Annotated in this window: 13 protein-coding genes; 7 read left to right on the forward strand and 6 right to left on the reverse strand. The window is 63.8% G+C overall.

The annotated features are described in order from the left end of the window. Positions 1-2 precede the first annotated feature (2 nt). The 4 genes from ftsY to ACYG9Z_RS13305 all read left to right on the forward strand — a co-directional run bounded on the left by ftsY (position 3) and on the right by ACYG9Z_RS13305 (position 4,010). Positions 3-1,988, forward strand: coding sequence for a signal recognition particle-docking protein FtsY (gene ftsY / locus ACYG9Z_RS13290; RefSeq protein WP_460222825.1), 1,986 nt, complete (start codon positions 3-5; stop codon positions 1,986-1,988). A gap of 61 nt (positions 1,989-2,049) precedes the next feature. Next, on the forward strand, positions 2,050-2,721 hold the full coding sequence (locus ACYG9Z_RS13295; protein WP_023687683.1) for a septation protein A: 672 nt from the start codon (positions 2,050-2,052) through the stop codon (positions 2,719-2,721). Between the two features lie 60 nt (positions 2,722-2,781). After that, positions 2,782-3,402 carry a pyridoxamine 5'-phosphate oxidase family protein gene (locus tag ACYG9Z_RS13300; RefSeq protein ID WP_023683854.1) on the forward strand — a complete coding sequence of 207 codons (621 nt, stop codon included), beginning with the start codon at positions 2,782-2,784 and terminating at the stop codon, positions 3,400-3,402. A 59-nt stretch (positions 3,403-3,461) separates the two neighbouring features. Continuing rightward, a complete protein-coding gene (locus tag ACYG9Z_RS13305) occupies positions 3,462-4,010 on the forward strand; it encodes an NADPH-dependent FMN reductase (protein ID WP_023683853.1) in 549 nt (182 codons plus the stop codon). An 83-nt stretch (positions 4,011-4,093) separates the two neighbouring features. On the opposite strand, the gene ACYG9Z_RS13310 is transcribed toward ACYG9Z_RS13305, so the two are convergent. Next, complete coding sequence (locus ACYG9Z_RS13310; RefSeq protein ID WP_023683852.1) at positions 4,094-4,300, reverse strand: tautomerase family protein; 207 nt, start codon at positions 4,298-4,300, stop codon at positions 4,094-4,096. Between the two features lie 164 nt (positions 4,301-4,464). Next, the gene (locus ACYG9Z_RS13315; RefSeq protein ID WP_023671738.1) at positions 4,465-5,385 is read right to left on the reverse strand and encodes an SMP-30/gluconolactonase/LRE family protein; all 921 of its coding nucleotides are present in this window, start codon (positions 5,383-5,385) and stop codon (positions 4,465-4,467) included. A gap of 286 nt (positions 5,386-5,671) precedes the next feature. On the opposite strand from ACYG9Z_RS13315, the gene ACYG9Z_RS13320 reads away from it, so the two are divergent. After that, entirely contained in the window at positions 5,672-5,839 is a 168-nt protein-coding gene (locus tag ACYG9Z_RS13320; protein ID WP_023671737.1) for a hypothetical protein, read from the forward strand. A 185-nt stretch (positions 5,840-6,024) separates the two neighbouring features. On the opposite strand, the gene ACYG9Z_RS13325 is transcribed toward ACYG9Z_RS13320, so the two are convergent. The 4 genes from ACYG9Z_RS13325 to ccmA all read right to left on the reverse strand — a co-directional run bounded on the left by ACYG9Z_RS13325 (position 6,025) and on the right by ccmA (position 8,417). After that, positions 6,025-6,606 (reverse strand): DsbE family thiol:disulfide interchange protein, encoded by a 582-nt coding sequence (locus ACYG9Z_RS13325; protein WP_023671736.1) that lies wholly within the window; start codon positions 6,604-6,606, stop codon positions 6,025-6,027. Next, positions 6,603-6,794, reverse strand: a complete 192-nt coding sequence (gene ccmD / locus ACYG9Z_RS13330; RefSeq protein WP_023671735.1) for a heme exporter protein CcmD — start codon at positions 6,792-6,794, stop codon at positions 6,603-6,605. Before ccmD ends, ACYG9Z_RS13325 begins: the two co-directional genes overlap by 4 nt. A 122-nt stretch (positions 6,795-6,916) precedes the next feature. Next, positions 6,917-7,582 carry a heme exporter protein CcmB gene (gene ccmB, locus ACYG9Z_RS13335; protein WP_023698868.1) on the reverse strand — a complete coding sequence of 222 codons (666 nt, stop codon included), beginning with the start codon at positions 7,580-7,582 and terminating at the stop codon, positions 6,917-6,919. Between the two features lie 229 nt (positions 7,583-7,811). Beyond that, positions 7,812-8,417, reverse strand: coding sequence for a heme ABC exporter ATP-binding protein CcmA (gene ccmA / locus ACYG9Z_RS13340; protein ID WP_023671732.1), 606 nt, complete (start codon positions 8,415-8,417; stop codon positions 7,812-7,814). A 285-nt stretch (positions 8,418-8,702) separates the two neighbouring features. On the opposite strand from ccmA, the gene acnA reads away from it, so the two are divergent. Both acnA and ACYG9Z_RS13350 read left to right on the forward strand, forming a co-directional pair. Next, the gene (gene acnA / locus ACYG9Z_RS13345) at positions 8,703-11,393 is read left to right on the forward strand and encodes an aconitate hydratase AcnA (protein WP_031244201.1); all 2,691 of its coding nucleotides are present in this window, start codon (positions 8,703-8,705) and stop codon (positions 11,391-11,393) included. Positions 11,394-11,749: 356 nt separating this feature from the next. Beyond that, on the forward strand, positions 11,750-12,529 hold the full coding sequence (locus tag ACYG9Z_RS13350) for a DUF1223 domain-containing protein (RefSeq protein ID WP_023683845.1): 780 nt from the start codon (positions 11,750-11,752) through the stop codon (positions 12,527-12,529). Positions 12,530-12,683 lie beyond the last annotated feature (154 nt).

Below are 12,683 nucleotides of genomic sequence, written 5' to 3' on the forward strand. Positions count from 1 at the left end.
GCATGGCCGGTTTTTTCAAGAACATATTTTCGTTCGGCAAGAAGGAAGTCGTCGAGGAGCGCATCGACGAAACCGCTCCCCTGCCGCCGATCAAATGGGATGCGCTTGAGGCGCTGAAGCCGGCGGCCGAGCAGGTCGTTCCGGAGTTCTTGAAGCGCGAGGAGCCCGAGCCGCCGACGCCCCACCCTCCCCTCGATGGGGAGGGTCGCCACGAAGTGGCGGGGAGGGGTGAGAGCGCCGACGCCGGCGCCACTCACCCCCACCCCCAAGCTTCGCTTGGGACCTCCCCCATCGAGGGGGAGGTAAAGCCTGCGCCGCAGTCGGCGCCAGAAGAACCGAAGCCCGAACCCGCGCCGACCATCCCGCCCGCGCCGGAACCGGTCGTCCCATCCGAGCCGGAACCGTTGCCGGAGCCCGCGCCGGTAGAAGAACCGCAGCCTGAGCCGGAGATACCCGAGCCGCCTGCACCGGAAGAAGTTCCTGCGCCGCCAGCCGTTCCGGAGCCGGCTCCCGAGCCGCAGCCCCAAGAAGTGCCGCCGGCGCCGGCCGAGCCGGAGATCGAACCATCGCGTCCGGAACCGCAGCTGGAGCCGGCTCCCGTCGAAGTGCCGACGCCTGCCGATACTCCAGCAGAACCGGCCGCCCCGATCGAAGTGCCGCAACCGTCCGCGCCGCCCGCACAGCCTACCTCAGAGGTCAGCGCCGCCCCTCATCCGCCTGCCGGCACCTTCTCCCCGTATAGCCACGGGGAGAAGGACGAGGCGCCCCACCCTCCCCTCGATGGGGAGGGTCGACGCGAAGCGGCGGGGTGGGGTGATGGCGCCGACGCCAGCGCAAATCACCCTCACCCCCAAGCTTCGCTTGGGACCTCCCCCATCAAGGGGGAGGTAAAGCGCACGTCGGTTGAAGCTGTACCCGCGCCGGTCGAAGCCAAGACCATCGTTGCCGAGCTAGCGCCCGCGCCGGCCGCGCAACCTTCGCCACAGTCAAAACCAGCTCCCGGCAAAGTCACCGTCACCAAAAAGGTCGAGCAGAAAGCCGAGCCGCAAAAGGCGCCCGAACCGGCGCCGCGACGCTCCTGGTTCCAGCGCATGCGCGACGGGCTTGCCCGCTCCTCGAAAGAACTCACCGGCAACATTGCCGGCGTCTTCACCAAGCGAAAGCTCGACGAAGAGACGCTACAGGACCTCGAAGACGTGCTGATCCGCGCCGATCTCGGCATGGAAACAGCCTTGCGCGTCACCGATGCGCTCGCCGCCAGCCGCTATGGCAAGGATGTCTCCGACGCGGATGTCCGCACCATCATGGCGGCCGAGGTGGAGAAGGTGCTGGCCCATGTCGCCATGCCGCTGGAGCTCGACCTGTCGCACAAGCCGCATGTCATTCTGGTGGTCGGCGTCAACGGCACCGGCAAGACCACGACCATCGGCAAGCTCGCCGCCAAACTTACCGATGGTGGCCTGTCGGTGATGCTGGCCGCCGGCGATACCTTTCGCGCTGCAGCCATCGAGCAGCTGAAGATCTGGGGCGAGAGGACGAAGTCGCCGGTCATCGCCTCGAAGATAGGCGCGGATGCCGCCGGCCTCGCCTACGACGCTTTCGAACGCGCCAAGGAGGCCGGCTCCGACGTGCTGATCATCGACACCGCCGGCCGGCTGCAAAACAAGACCGAACTGATGGCGGAGCTGGAAAAGATCGTGCGCGTGCTGGGCAAGCTCGATCCGGAAGCGCCGCATACCGTGCTGCAGACGGTCGACGCCACCACCGGCCAGAATGCGCTCAATCAGGTCGAGATCTTCCGCAATGTCGCCGGCGTCAACGGCCTGGTGATGACCAAGCTGGACGGCACGGCGCGCGGCGGTATTCTGGTCGCGATCGCGGCAAAGCACAAACTGCCGGTCTACTTCATCGGCGTCGGCGAACAGGTCGACGACCTCGAACCATTCTCGGCCGGCGAATTCGCCAGGGCGATCGCCGGCGTAGCGTAACAGGCAATGATCCCGAAGAGCTGACGGCTTTTTGGACAAGATCATGCGTCAGAAGGAAGTCATGAACCCACCCATCCTCGAACGCGACCCGTCCGACCCGCGAAAGAAGAAAGAAAGCGTCAATCCGCTGCTCAAGCTGGTGCTGGAACTCGGGCCGCTGATGGTGTTCTTCTTCGCCAATGCACGCGGCGCCTGGCTGGTGCAGAAATTTCCTGTCCTGGCCGAATTCGGCGGGCCGATCTTCGTCGCCACCGGCCTTTTCATGGCGGCGACGGCGATCGCGCTGATCGCCTCCTGGCTGCTGCTGCGCACCTTGCCGATCATGCCGATGGTCTCGGGCGTCGTCGTCTTCATCTTCGGCGCGCTGACGCTCTATCTGCAGGACGACGTGTTCATCAAGATGAAGCCGACCATCGTCAACACCCTGTTCGGCGGCGTGCTGCTCGGCGGTCTGTATTTCGGCCGATCGCTGCTCGGCTATGTCTTCGATTCGGCCTTTCGCCTCGATGCCGAAGGCTGGCGCAAGCTGACTTTCCGCTGGGGCCTGTTCTTCCTGTTCCTGGCTCTTGCCAATGAAGTGGTGTGGCGGAATTTTTCCACCGACTTCTGGGTTACCTTCAAGGTCTGGGGCATCATGCCGATCACCCTGTTGTTCACCTTCAGCCAGATGCCGCTGATCCTGCACCATTCGATCGAGGATAAGGCCGAGAAGGTGGAAGAAGCCGGCAAGTAGAGCAATTCCAGGAAAAGTGTGAAGCCGTCCGGAATTGCGTCAGAATAAACGGAGACGGCCATGGAATTCGTCACCACGCGCGATGAACTGAGGACGATCTACAAGACCCCGCGGCCGACCGACACCTCGATGCGCAAGGAACTCAGGGCGCTCGACGGCCACTGCCGCTCTTTCATCGGCAAGAGCCCTTTCGTGCTGATCGGTTCTTCCGACGGCGCCGGCAATGCCGACGTGACGCCGAAAGGCGACAGACCGGGCTTTGCCCTTGTCCTCGACGACAGGACCATCGCCATTCCCGACCGGCCCGGCAACAACCGGCTGGACACGCTGGAAAACATCCTGCTCAACCCTTCGGTCGGGCTGCTTTTTCTCATCCCCGGCATGAACGAGACGCTGCGCATCAATGGCGACGCCCGCATAACCGTCGATGCCGGTTTGCGCGAGCGCCTCACCGTCGACGGCAAGCAACCGCAAAGCGTCGTCGTGGTGAGCGTCAAGGCCGCTTACATGCACTGCGCCAAGGCCTTCATGCGCTCCGAATTGTGGAAGCCGGACAGCTGGCACGACCGCGCGACGTTGCCGACGCTCGGTCAGATCCTGTCCGATCAGATGGCGCATGCCGAAACTGCCGACGATTTCGACCGCTCGCTGGACGAAGCCTACAGCAAGACCCTGTGGTAGATTTCGGGTACGATTCGCCATTGCGGTCCTTTGCCGGTTTTCCCTAGCCCTGTTTCCCCGTGATCGAACTCCTCGCCATCTCCGGCAGCCTGCGCGCCGCCTCGACCAATTCGGCGCTGCTGGCGGCGCTGTCCGCGAACGCGCCTTCGGATTGCCGCGTAACTGTCTATGACGGGCTCGGCCTGCTGCCGATCTTCAACCCGGATGACGAAGGCGAGCGCACACCGGCCGAGGCCATGCGGCTGATCGAGGCCGTCACCAGCGCCGATGGCATCATCGTCTCCTGCCCCGAATATGCCCATGGCGTGCCCGGCGGCATGAAAAACGCTCTCGACTGGCTGGTCTCGCGCGACGCCGCAGTCGGCAAGCCCGCCATGCTGGCCCACGCCTCCGCGCGCTCGCTCTATGCCCGCGCCGCGCTGGCCGAGATCATGCGCACCATGTCGTTCGCGCTTTGTGAGAATGCGGTTCTGGAGATTGCCTTGCTCGGCAAGAAACCGCCGGAGATAGAAGCGATCCTGGGAGAGGACGAGAACCTGCGGGCCATGCGCGAAGCGGTGCAGGTTTTCGCGAGTTTTATACGCGCAAACGTTGCCTCGTCATCCTAGGGCGGAGCAAGGAGCGAAGCGACGCGGCGCAGACCCTAGGATGACGAACGAAAGGGTGCGGCGCACCCCAACGTGCCGCTGTGCTACCCCTTCCGCAACGTCTCGACATCGGTCACACCGACATACCAGTCGCGCGCGTTGACCTCTTCGAACACCACCCAGACGTCGTCATTGCTAAGCCCGGTGGCGTCCATGATCGCCGCCGTGACCTTTTTGGCAATGTCGGCCTTCTTGCCAGCGGGATCAGCGGCGATCACTTCCTTGACGATGCGGATGTTGACGAATGGCATGACGTCCTCCCCTTGAATTGTGTCTGATACCGCCGCCGCTGGGCGGCTTCGAAATCCGCTCCGGCGAACCGCTTGGCGGTGGTTCCGCGGCCGCAGCGCTACAGGCGCCGCCGGCAGGCGCAGAAACGCCATCAAGGGCCGCCAGAGAAGCGTTTCCAGCAGCCTCAATACGTCTTCGCCCCGTTCACCATCAGCCGCACCATGTAGAGCGACGTGGTGCCGGCGATGTAGAGGCAGTTCAGCTTGTTGCCGCCGAACACGCAATTGGCGGTCACTTCCGGCACCTTGACCTTGCCGATCAGCGTGCCGTCGGGATCGTAGCAATGGATGCCGTCGGCGGCACTGGTCCAGATGCGGCCGGCCTCGTCGAGCCGGAAGCCGTCGAATAGACCGGCCGTGCAGTCAGCGAACACCTTCCCGCCCGAGACCTTCTTGCCGTGCTTGCCGACGTTGAAGACCCGCATATGCGCGGGGTTCTGCGCGCCATGGGTGCGGCCGGTGTCGACGACATAGAGCTGGCTTTCATCCAGTGAAAAGGCAAGCCCGTTCGGCCGGACCATGTCGGTGATGACGGCCTCGACCTCGCCCGTATCCGGATCGACCCGGTAGACATTGCAAGCGCCGATCTCGCTTTCGGCCTTGTCGCCCTCATAGTCGGTGTCGATGCCGTAGCTCGGATCGGTGAACCAGATCGAGCCGTCGGATTTCACGACCGCGTCATTGGGCGAATTCAGCCGCTTGCCTTTCCATTCGGCCGCGATGGTGGTGACGGAACCGTCATGCTCGGTGCGGCTGACGCGGCGGCCGGAATGCTCGCACGTCACCAGTCGGCCCTGGCGGTCGACGGTGTTGCCGTTGGAATTGCCGGAGGGCTGACGGAAGACGCTGACATTGCCGTCGGTCTCGTCATAGCGCAGCATGCGGTTGTTGGGGATGTCGGACCAGACGACATAGCGGCCGGCGGCGAACCAGGCCGGCCCTTCCGCCCACTGACATCCGGTAAACAGCTTTTCCACCTGGGCGTTGCCGTTGAACAGCCGCGCGAAACGCGGATCCAGAATTTCGTAATAGTCTGCGGTCGCCATGCATTTCCTCCGGGCATCACGTGACGCGCGGATCAAGCCAGCCTGCGGGCGCGATGGCAAGGTGGCGCAGGCGCAATTTGTAAGACAAAAGGTGCCCGGCCGGCATGGCCCGCCAGCCTGTCCGGCCGTTTATGGTGCTGGAGCGCTGTATTAACCCGCTATGCGCCCTGTGCAATGGTGCATTGCAACATCTTCTTTTTGCATCGCACCATTCCTATGTCATGGTGCGAACGACCAAGGGAGGAACAAATTCACCGCTGATATGCGGCACGAAAGGACCCTTGCTATGGCTTTTGACAACCTCTTCTCCCGCGCGCGCACCTCGATGGCCAAGCGCCGCCACTATAACCGCCTCGTCGCGGAAATCGAAAACCTGACGAGCCGCGATCTGGCCGACCTGCGCGCCGACCGCTCGGAAATGCTCTACCAGGTCCACAGGCAGATCTACGGCTGAGCATTTCAGACCTCAGCGGGGCACCGCCCCCTCACCCGGATTGCCAAACCGAATTGCATGAGCAATTCGGGCAATCCGACCTCTCCCCCCGGGGAGAGGAGCTAGCCTGTGCCGATGCTTCCCTCTTCTCCCCCACGGGGAGGAGGGGGCGCGTAGCGGCCCGATGAGGGGGCATGGCGCCAACGTCAGCTCGGTGCCGCGAGCGCCTTTTCAATCTGCGGCAACAGAACATCCCTCGCCGACTCCCCTGTCAGCGGCCCGACATGCTTGTAGGCAATCTTGCCGTCCTTGCCGATGACGAAGGTTTCCGGCACGCCGTAGACGCCCCAGTCGATGGCCGTGCGGCCGGCCTCGTCGACACCTATCGCCTGGAACGGATTGCCGAGATCACCAAGGAACCGGCGCGCGTTTTGCGCTTGGTCCTTGTAGTTTAGCGCGGCCATGACGAAGCGCTTGTCCTGCGACAGCTGCAAGAGCACCGGATGCTCTTCCCGGCACGGCGCGCACCACGATGCAAAGACGTTGACCAGCGTTACCTTGCCGGCGAAGGCTTTCGAATCCAGCCCGGGCAGGTTTGACCCTTCCAGCGCCGGCAGGTTGGTCTGCGGCGCCGGCAGGCCGATCAGCGCCGACGGCACTGCCGCCTCATCGCGTCCCGACAAAAGCTGCGACAGGAACAATCCGGCGAGGCCGAGAAAAACCAGCAGCGGCAACAGCACGATCAGGCGGCGGCGCGGCGACGCCGTCGTTTCGCTTTCCGTGCTCATGGCTTGCTGGCCCCAGTGCTGGCCCCAGTACCGGCTTTGTCCGAGCGACGCCGCACGCCGGCCGCTTCGAGGTCTGCCAGTTCGCGCTTGCGGGTCCGCTGGTCGAGCAGGATCCAGCCGATCAGCCCGGCCAGCACGATCACCGTGATGCCATAGGCGGCCGCGACATAGAGTGCGTGTGCACTCATGCGCTTCGCTCCCCTTCCACCGTCACTTCGTCGTGCTCGATCATGGCCTTCCCATGGCTTTGCGGCTTTCTTAGCTTTGCGGCTGGGGCTTCGCAATTGATCGTCGCGCCGCAGCGGTCATATCAATCCGTTCCATGCCGCAGCGCCAGTGCTGCCGCCACCGGACCCAGCACGGCAAGAAACAGCGTCAGCGCGGCAAGAATGAGGAAGGGCTGCAGGAACGGATCAGGGTCGGCCACCGCGCCGTAGCTCGCCGACACCCCGAAGATCAGCACCGGGATGGTCAGCGGCAGCACCAGCACCGAGATCAGCAGACCGCCACGCGGCAGCGCCACCGCCACCGCCGCCCCGACCGCGCCGATGAAAGTGATCGCCGGCGTGCCGACCAGCAGCGTGAGCGCGGTGGCGCCGATGCTGAGCGGCTCCATGTTCATGAACAGGCTCAGCAGAGGTGCCGCAACCACCAGCGGCAGAACGCTGCCCGCCCAATGCGCCAGGCACTTCACCAGCACCGTCAACGCCAGCATGTGGCGGTCATTGCCCAGCACCAGAAGATCGAGCGACCCGTCTTCGCGATCGGCCTGAAACAGCCGGTCGAGGCCGAGCAGGCAGGCGAGCAGAGCGCCGATCCAAAGGATCGCCGGACCGATGCGGGCGAGCAGCTTCAGGTCCGGTCCGACACCGAAGGGGATGGTGGCGATTACGGCGAGGAAGAAGATGACGCTGGTGAGCGCTCCGCCGCCGGCCCGGATGGAGAGGCGGATGTCGCGCAGGAAGAGGGCTAGCATTGCCAAGCCGCGCCTGCCGTTTGATCGCCATCTTGCCGAAGGTGGCGTTCCTTCACACCCCCCTCTGTCCTCCCGGACATCTCCCCCGCAAGGGGGGAGATTGGCAGCTCCGTTGCTGACGCCTCTTTTTCAATGCCGGTGATTGGCGAAAGCCGGCATGACATCTGATCTCCCCCCCTGCGGGGGAGATGCCCGGCAGGGCAGAGGGGGGTGGGCGGGAATGCCGACATCACCCTGTTGCTCCCATCCTCAATTCCTTCGCCCCATCCAATCCCAGCGGCAAGTGCGTCGCCGCGACAATAATCCCGCCCTCCGCGCAATGCCTCGTCATCAGCCCCGCAAACCGCGCCTCCGAAGCCTTGTCCAGCCCAGCCGTCGGCTCATCCAGCAGCCACAGCGGCTTATGACTGACCAGCAATTTCGCAATCGCCGCGCGCCGCCTTTGCCCGGTCGACAGATAGCCGAAAGGCAGATGGCCGATGCCGCCGAGACCAACCGTCTCCAGCGCCTCTCCGACACCCAACTGCCCATCGCCGTTGAAATCGCGCCAGAAGCGCAGATCCTCCGCCACGCTGAGCGCCGTCTTCATTGCATTGAGGTGGCCGAGATAGTGGACCGCCGAAGCGATCGTCGGAAACCTCTCGCCGCCCTCGATGCGCACATCGCCTTGCGCCTTCGGCAGCAGCCCGGCGATGACCCTGAGCAGCGTCGATTTGCCCGAGCCGTTCGGCCCGGTGACGACCAGCACCTGGCCCTTGTCGAGCGCAAAACCGATGCCGGAAAAGACCGTCTCGCCGCCGCGTTCGCCGCCCAGATTTTCGGCAATCAGCCGCATGCCTGCCCGTCCCGAAAACTTTACCGCGCGATAGCTGCCGCATCGCACAAATTTGCTCCGCAACTGTCTAGAACTATTCCAGAAAATTCTCTATATGCGGGACATCCGTGCCAGCGGTCGGCACGGGAACAGAATTTGCGCCGAACCAGCGCACGCGCCGCCTTGAACGGCTCGGGTTGGCTGGGAACGGACAGCGGAAATGGCCGTACCCGCACCTTTGCGCGTGATTGCATGCCCATCGGCGTCCGTTCCCTTTCAGGCTGAACAGACAAGGACGGACCGCACGTGTCAAAATCCCTCGACAGTTTCAATTGCCGCCGCACCCTCACCGTGGGTGGCGCGGACTATGTCTATTACAATCTGGTCGAGGCCGAGAGGAACGGCCTCACCGGCATTGCCCAGCTGCCTTATTCGATGAAGGTGCTGCTGGAAAACCTTTTGCGCAATGAAGACGGCCGCTCCGTCACCAAGGACTCTATCCAGGCTGTGGCCGGCTGGCTGACCGACAAGGGCACCGCCGGCGTCGAGATCGCCTATCGCCCGGCGCGTGTCCTGATGCAGGATTTCACCGGCGTCCCGGCGGTGGTCGACCTTGCCGCCATGCGCGACGGCCTCAAGGCGCTCGGCGGGGATCCGCAGAAGATCAATCCGCTGGTGCCGGTCGACCTCGTCATCGACCACTCCGTCATCGTCGACGAATTCGGCACGCCACTGGCCTTTGCCAGGAATGTCGAGCTCGAATATGAGCGCAACGAAGAGCGCTATAAATTCCTGAAATGGGGCCAGCAGGCGTTCCGCAATTTTCGCGTCGTGCCGCCCGGCACCGGCATCTGCCATCAGGTCAACCTCGAATATCTCGGTCAGGTCGTCTGGACCAACACGGAAGACGGCGAAACGACCGCCTATCCCGACACCTGCGTCGGCACCGATTCGCACACCACCATGATCAATGGCCTTGGCGTGCTCGGCTGGGGCGTCGGCGGTATCGAGGCCGAGGCGGCGATGCTCGGCCAGCCGGTTTCCATGCTGTTGCCCGAAGTCATCGGCTTCCGCCTTACCGGCAAACTCAGGGAAGGCATCACCGCCACTGACCTGGTGCTGACCGTCACCCAGATGCTGCGCAAGAAGGGCGTCGTCGGCAAGTTCGTCGAGTTCTTCGGCCCGGGCCTGTCCAACATGACGCTGGCCGACCGCGCCACCATCGGCAACATGGCGCCCGAATATGGCGCCACCTGCGGCTTCTTCCCGGTCGACGGCGAGACCATCCGCTACCTCACAATGTCGGGCCGCGAGGAAAGCCGCATCGCCCTGGTCGAGGCCTATTCCAAGGCGCAAGGCATGTGGCGTGACGCCGGCTCGGCCGACCCTGTCTTCACTGACCTGCTCGAACTCGAGCTCGACAGCGTCGTGCCGTCGATGGCAGGTCCCAAGCGCCCCGAAGGCCGCGTTCCGCTCGAAGGCATTCCGGCCGGCTTCGCCAAGGCGATGGAGACCGAGTACAAGAAGGCTGCCGAAATCCACAAGCGCTATGCCGTCGAAGGCACCGACCATGATCTCGGCCATGGCGATGTCGTCATTGCCGCCATCACGTCCTGCACCAACACCTCGAACCCGAGCGTGCTGATCGGCGCCGGCCTCTTGGCGCGCAACGCCAACCGGCTCGGCCTCAAGCAGAAGCCGTGGGTGAAGACCTCGCTGGCGCCGGGCAGCCAGGTGGTCGCCGAATATCTGGAAAAGTCCGGCCTGCAGAAGGAGCTCGACCAGATCGGCTTCAACCTGGTTGGTTTCGGCTGCACCACCTGCATCGGCAATTCCGGCCCGCTGCCGGCGCCGATCTCCAAGACCATCAACGATAAGGGCCTGATCGCCGCCGCAGTGCTCTCCGGCAACCGCAACTTCGAAGGCCGTGTTTCACCTGACGTGCAGGCGAACTATCTGGCGTCGCCGCCGCTGGTGGTAGCCCATGCTTTGGCCGGCACCGTCACCAAGGACCTGACCACCGAGCCACTCGGCGAAGGCCGCGACGGCAAGCCGGTCTATCTCAGGGATATCTGGCCGAGTTCGGCCGAGATCCAGGAGTTCATCGAGAAGAACGTCACACGTGAGCTGTTCGCCCGCAAATATGCCGACGTCTTCAAGGGCGACGAATACTGGCAGAACGTCAAGGCGCCGGAAGGCCAGACCTATGCCTGGGACGACAACTCGACCTATGTGCAGAACCCGCCCTATTTCGCCGGCATGACCTCCGGTTTCGGCAAGATCGGCGACATCAAGGGCGCGCGCGTGCTCGGCCTGTTCGGCGACAAGATCACCACCGATCACATCTCACCGGCGGGTTCGATCAAGGCCGCTTCCCCGGCCGGCAAATACCTCACCGACCATGGCGTCGGCGTTGCCGACTTCAACCAGTACGGCACAAGGCGCGGCAACCATGAGGTGATGATGCGCGGCACCTTCGCCAACATCCGCATCCGCAACCACATGCTGGGCGAGAACGGCCGCGAGGGCGGCTACACCATCCACTACCCGTCGAAGGAAGAGGAATCGATCTACGACGCGGCGATGAGATACAAAAAGGAAGGCGTGCCGCTGGTCATCTTCGCCGGCGTCGAATACGGCAACGGCTCCTCGCGCGACTGGGCAGCTAAAGGAACGAATCTCCTCGGTGTCCGTGCCGTCGTCGCCCAGTCCTTCGAGCGCATCCATCGCTCCAACCTGGTCGGCATGGGCGTCATCCCCTTCGTCTTCGAGGAAGGCACCTCATGGGCCTCGCTCAACCTCAAGGGTGACGAGCTGGTCGAGATCGACGGCATAAGCACCATCAAGCCACGCCAGACGATGATCGCCAAGGTGACTTATGGCGACGGCACCGTGAAGAACGTGCCGATCATCTGCCGCATCGATACGCTGGACGAACTCGATTACTTCAAGAATGGCGGCATTTTGCAATACGTGCTGCGCGATCTGGCCGCGTAGCGGCCAGGGCTTAGGCAGTAGGGATTGGGCGGTAGCGGGGAACGACATCCCTACTCCCTACTCCCTACTCCCTACTCCCTACTCCCAGTCTTTCGAAAGCATTGCCCGACCCGATCGAAGCTCCGCCCTGTACGACAGGAGTAAAAACCGGCTGGGCCCAGCAAGATCTGCCCCACGCTCATGATGCCATGCTCCCGATCGAACCGGGCGGTGAAGTGCTCCGCCTGTAGGGGCCATACCCATGGTTGCGGCAGCAAAAATTTCACCGCAACGTGACTTCCCGTTGACTGTCGCTTCTGCCACAAATCTGGGCAACCAGAACAAGGCCGGCGTCACCGGCGGGAATCGGAACGATCATGGCACCTCGACACCCTCTGCGGCTTGCGGCTTTTGCGCTGGCCTTCTCGGCGCTTGCCGGGACCGGGTTCGCCGAGGAATCGGGAACGACCCAGACCGACAAACCGCAGATTGACAGGCCCTTGGGCGTGGTCGAGCTGTTCACCAGCCAAGGCTGCAATTCCTGCCCGCCGGCGGACGCGTTCTTTGCCGAGCTGGCGGCCAAGGACAACGTCGTCGCGCTCGCCTACCACGTCAATTACTGGGACTATCTCGGCTGGCAGGACACGCTGAGCAGCAAGGACAATACCGACCGGCAATATGACTATATGCGCGCCTTCGGCACCCGCTCCGTCTACACGCCGCAAGCCGTCATCAATGGTCGCAGCCATGTCAACGGCGCCAGCCGCAAGGAGGTCGACGGCGCGCTTGCCCGCATGGAGAAATCCGGTGAAGGCATGCGGGTCAGCGTCAAGGTCAGCCGCACCAGCGATCGCGTCATGATCGATGCCGGCGACGCCGGTAGCGGCCCCAGCGACGCCCATGTCGTCATCGTCTATTTCGAACCACCGCAGACGGTGACCATCGCCAAGGGCGAGAACACCGGCCGCAGCATGACCTACTGGAACGCCGTCACCGGCATCCAGACCGCCGGCATGTGGCACGGCAAGGCGCAGCGCTACGAATTGCCGATGACGGAGATCGCCAAGAAAGGCGGCTGCGCCGTGCTGCTGCAGTCGGTCGGCAAGGACGGCCTGCCGGGCCCTATTCTGGGCGCTGCGTTTATTCACAAGCCTTAAGAGGCCCCCTCATCCGGCCGCTCTCGGCCACCTTCTCCCCGAGGGGAGAAGGGGCTGAATCAGCGCTGGCGCGAACTCCTCTCCGCTCGGGGGAGGTCGGATTGGCCCGAATTGCTGTTGCAATTCGGCTGGCAATCCGGGTGAGGGGATGCGC

This window comes from Mesorhizobium sp. RSR380A (genome assembly GCF_054719385.1).

Excerpts from the sequence above, each read along its gene's own strand:
- ftsY (WP_460222825.1), top strand. The coding sequence starts at position 3 with ATGGCCGGTTTTTTCAAGAACATATTTTCGTTCGGCAAGAAGGAAGTC.
- ACYG9Z_RS13325 (WP_023671736.1), bottom strand. The coding sequence starts at position 6,606 with ATGAGCACGGAAAGCGAAACGACGGCGTCGCCGCGCCGCCGCCTGATC.
- ccmD (WP_023671735.1), bottom strand. The coding sequence starts at position 6,794 with ATGAGTGCACACGCACTCTATGTCGCGGCCGCCTATGGCATCACGGTG.
- ccmB (WP_023698868.1), bottom strand. The coding sequence starts at position 7,582 with ATGCTAGCCCTCTTCCTGCGCGACATCCGCCTCTCCATCCGGGCCGGC.
- ACYG9Z_RS13300 (WP_023683854.1), top strand. The coding sequence starts at position 2,782 with ATGGAATTCGTCACCACGCGCGATGAACTGAGGACGATCTACAAGACC.
- ACYG9Z_RS13350 (WP_023683845.1), top strand. The coding sequence starts at position 11,750 with ATGGCACCTCGACACCCTCTGCGGCTTGCGGCTTTTGCGCTGGCCTTC.
- ACYG9Z_RS13295 (WP_023687683.1), top strand. The coding sequence starts at position 2,050 with ATGAACCCACCCATCCTCGAACGCGACCCGTCCGACCCGCGAAAGAAG.
- ACYG9Z_RS13315 (WP_023671738.1), bottom strand. The coding sequence starts at position 5,385 with ATGGCGACCGCAGACTATTACGAAATTCTGGATCCGCGTTTCGCGCGG.
- ACYG9Z_RS13320 (WP_023671737.1), top strand. The coding sequence starts at position 5,672 with ATGGCTTTTGACAACCTCTTCTCCCGCGCGCGCACCTCGATGGCCAAG.
- ACYG9Z_RS13310 (WP_023683852.1), bottom strand. The coding sequence starts at position 4,300 with ATGCCATTCGTCAACATCCGCATCGTCAAGGAAGTGATCGCCGCTGAT.
- ccmA (WP_023671732.1), bottom strand. The coding sequence starts at position 8,417 with ATGCGGCTGATTGCCGAAAATCTGGGCGGCGAACGCGGCGGCGAGACG.